Genomic DNA, 3632 nt, shown 5'->3' with positions numbered 1-3632 from the left:
GATGATGAAGAGACAAAAAATCGTTATCAAATGGTTACAGTTGAAGTGACACCAAAAGAGGGACTTATCTTGGGTTTTTCTACAAGATATGAACTGTATCTAATGCTTAGACAAGATGGTGATGACTTGATTGAACCAGATCATACACATATTCACGAAGACGAATTACACGAAGGGGTGTTCAGATAGTTATGAAAATAATATCCATAGCTGAAAATTATGAATGGATTTCACTTATGAATAAAGTCGTAATAACCCCTAACCATTCAATCCATTGGGTTACAAACGAATCTGATCTATATGATCAACTACAGGTAGATAAACCGAGTATGGTTTTCTTACCGGATTCTGCATCCTATGATGTCTATAGCGTATGTAATAAAATATCAACTTCGTTTCCGCTAACTACAACCTTGTTACTATTTCGCTCAGAAGAAGAGGTAGATATGAGGAGTGCTCTTAAGGCAGGAGCAGGAGACGTGATTTTTCTTTCCTCCCCAGCAGCTATGATAAACCAGGATATCAATCTAGCAATTGAAGATTGTGAACTCAAGTCATTTCAACAGCAGGATTTAATGCCAAAGAAAAATGCTAGGGTAATAACGGTTTGTAGCACAAAGGGCGGAGTAGGCAAAACAACAGTTGCTGTCAATCTAGCAGCTACTTATAGGAAGAAATTTAAAGTAGTAGTTGTAGATTTAGATCTTCAATTCGGTGATGTTGCCATGTTTTTTGATGTGAAGCCAAAGAAAACAATCTATGACTGGGCGAAAGAAGATAAGGAAGGAAAACTGATTGAGAATTATTTGTCTTATGATAAACATGCCATTGCAATTCTCGCAGCTCCACAACGTCCTGAATTTGCTGAAGTAATCACAGGCGATGATATAAGGAAAGCACTAAATAATCTCAGACAATTATTCGACGTGGTCATTATTGATGCATCCAGTTATATGAATGAAATTGGACTTGTCGCATTAGAGAGTTCGGACGATATTTTGTTAATGACATACCTCGATTTACCCACATTAAAAAACAGCAAAATTCTTTACGATACGTTAGTCTCCTTGCAACTAGAAGACCGAGTAAGGATTGTATTAAATCGACAAACAAAAGTGCTAGGAATCACAACAAGTACAGTTGAAAAGGTCGTTGGTAAGAGGATTTTTTCATCCCTACCAGTTATGGAAAAAGCAATGGTAACGGCAGTGAATGAAGGAAAGCCTTTAAGCTATTCACATCCGAGATCACAAGTGGCAAAAAGGATTTTCCAAATGGCTGAAAAACTGTATCATCCCAAAAAGCAGTCTACTATTGAAATTCAAAAGGACATACATTTGGATCCTGTAGGGGGACGTAACTAATGTCCTTATTATCACGTTTAGGTGGAGACCAAGTAAGTCCTGATAACAGAAAAGATAGGATGAGTACACCAATAGCTACTAGTAAGAAATCTACAGCTTTGGAGGTGCTTCTTCACAGCTATCTCGTTGATGAACTGAAAAAACCTGTAAATCAAAATCAGGAAATAGAACCACTAATCGAACAGCTAATGAATGATTTTTTGAGTAAGGAAGGAAATCATCTTACTTTCGAGGAAAAGAAGAAATTGAAGCACGATATTTCACATGAGCTTACAGGATACGGGCCCATTTCACCGCTTCTAGCCAATCCTTCAGTGACTGAAATAATGGTGAATGGGCCGAACGACATTTATATTGAAGTAAACGGAAGAATTGAGAAAACAACCATTCATTTTCGTGACAATTTACATGTGTTACGTGTCATCGAAAAAATTGTAGCACCACTAGGTCGGAGAATCGATGAAAGTGTTCCGATGGTTGATGCCCGGTTACCAGATGGTTCTCGAGTCAATGCAATTATCCCACCATTAGCACTCAACGGTCCGACAATGACCATTCGTAAATTTTCAGAAGTCCCATTTACAATAAACGATTTACTACGAATGGGTTCGTTGAATGAAAATATGGCTTTATTTATAAAAGCAGCTGTTGAATCGAAACTTAATATTTTTATAAGTGGTGGTACGGGTTCAGGTAAAACGAGTACATTAAACGTCATTTCATCATTTATTCCTAACGATGAAAGAATATTAACGATAGAGGATGCTGCCGAATTACGACTTTCGCAAGAACATGTCGTTGCATTAGAATCTCGCTCATCAAACATTGAAGGGCAAGGCGAAATTACCATTCGAGATCTTGTCCGAAATGCCCTCCGTATGCGACCTGATCGAATTATTATTGGGGAAGTACGCGGTGGAGAAACACTGGACATGCTTCAAGCGATGAACACAGGTCATGATGGAAGTCTAGGGACAGGACATGCAAACTCTCCTCGGGATTTATTAGCAAGACTTGAAACGATGGTATTAATGGCGGGATTCGATTTACCTGTGAGGGCCATCCGCCAACAAATTTCAGCTGCCCTGGATCTTATCGTTCAACAAGCACGAATGAAGGATGGCTCAAGAAAAATAACGAAAATTACTGAAGTATTAGGATTAGAAGGAGATACCATTGTTCTTCAAGATATCTTTGTTTACAATGAGCGCAAAAACCCAACAACAGGTAGAAGGGAACATCAATTTACGACTACCGGTATTCGCCCCACCTGTATCGAAAAATTCACGATGGCTGGGCATAACATCCAAGCGATGTTTAGGGATGAGTGGGCATGACAAATTCAATTATCTATCTGATATTACTTACATTTTTTAGCACGACAATCCTCTGCAAATTTGTCCTATCCGAAGTATTTGAGAAAAAGAAATACGAAAAACGATTAACAAAGTATATCGACATCAATAATGTTAGGCAATCGGAAAAAAACAAGAAAGTTCAGCAGAAACTAGAAAACTCTTCCCTAAAGAAAATGAGTAAATGGATGGAAAGCGTATTTAATCTCACTAAGTACGAACAACCTCTCAAACAATCCGGGGTAAAGCTATCACCTGGAGAATTATTTATTGGTCGAGTTATGCTCGCAATTATTGGTATAGCTGTTGCGTACACTCTACATCTCAACTTTATATTTTCGATTATTTGTGGCGTAATTGGATTCAGTTTACCAATTATGTATGTAAAGAAAAAACGAAAAAAACGTCTGCAAATGGCTTCGAATCAACTTGGAGAAGCACTAGGTACGATGGCAAACTCTCTTAGAGCAGGTTTTAGCTTCATGCAAACTTTGAATATGGTAGCAAAAGAGGTTGGAGAACCACTGGGACCCGAATTCTTGAAAGCATTACAAGAAATAAACTATGGACTTACGGTGGAAGAGGCTTTTCAAAATATGCTGGATAGATTACCGGATAAAGAACTCGAAATTGTCTTAAATACACTAATTATCCAACGTTCAACTGGTGGTAATTTAGCTGTTTTATTAGAGACCATGCAGGAAACAATTTTTGATCGATCACGAGTTCAAGATGAAGTGAAAACATTAACAGCTCAAGGGAAAATGTCTGCGGTGATTATTACGATTTTACCAATAGCTCTCGCTATCTATATTAAGCTCGTTAACCCAGATTACTTTCAACTATTATTTTCGCATCCATTAGGTTGGGCGATGGTCATTATTGGGTCGGTCAGCGTAATACTCGGATGGAT

At 38.1% G+C, this 3632-nt stretch carries 4 protein-coding genes; all 4 read left to right on the top strand.

The window, feature by feature from the left end:
• Positions 1 to 189, top strand: a 189-nt coding sequence (locus WBG45_RS00135; protein ID WP_424411785.1) for a hypothetical protein, incomplete at its 5' end; no start/stop codon positions are given.
• Positions 190 to 191: 2 nt separating this feature from the next.
• Positions 192 to 1364: an AAA family ATPase gene (locus tag WBG45_RS00130; RefSeq protein WP_424411784.1), complete on the top strand. Its 1173-nt coding sequence runs from the start codon at positions 192 to 194 to the stop codon at positions 1362 to 1364.
• Positions 1364 to 2701, top strand: a complete 1338-nt coding sequence (locus tag WBG45_RS00125) for a CpaF family protein (RefSeq protein ID WP_424411783.1) — start codon at positions 1364 to 1366, stop codon at positions 2699 to 2701. Before WBG45_RS00130 ends, WBG45_RS00125 begins: the two co-directional genes overlap by 1 nt.
• A 194-nt stretch (positions 2702 to 2895) precedes the next feature.
• Positions 2896 to 3632, top strand: a 737-nt coding sequence (locus WBG45_RS00120; protein WP_424411782.1) for a type II secretion system F family protein, incomplete at its 3' end; no start/stop codon positions are given.

The sequence above is a fragment of the Paenisporosarcina sp. genome (assembly GCF_049671445.1).
Lineage (GTDB): Bacteria > Bacillota > Bacilli > Bacillales_A > Planococcaceae > Paenisporosarcina.
Note: the sequence above shows the minus strand (reverse complement) of the source record. Positions and strands in the feature narration are given on the sequence as shown.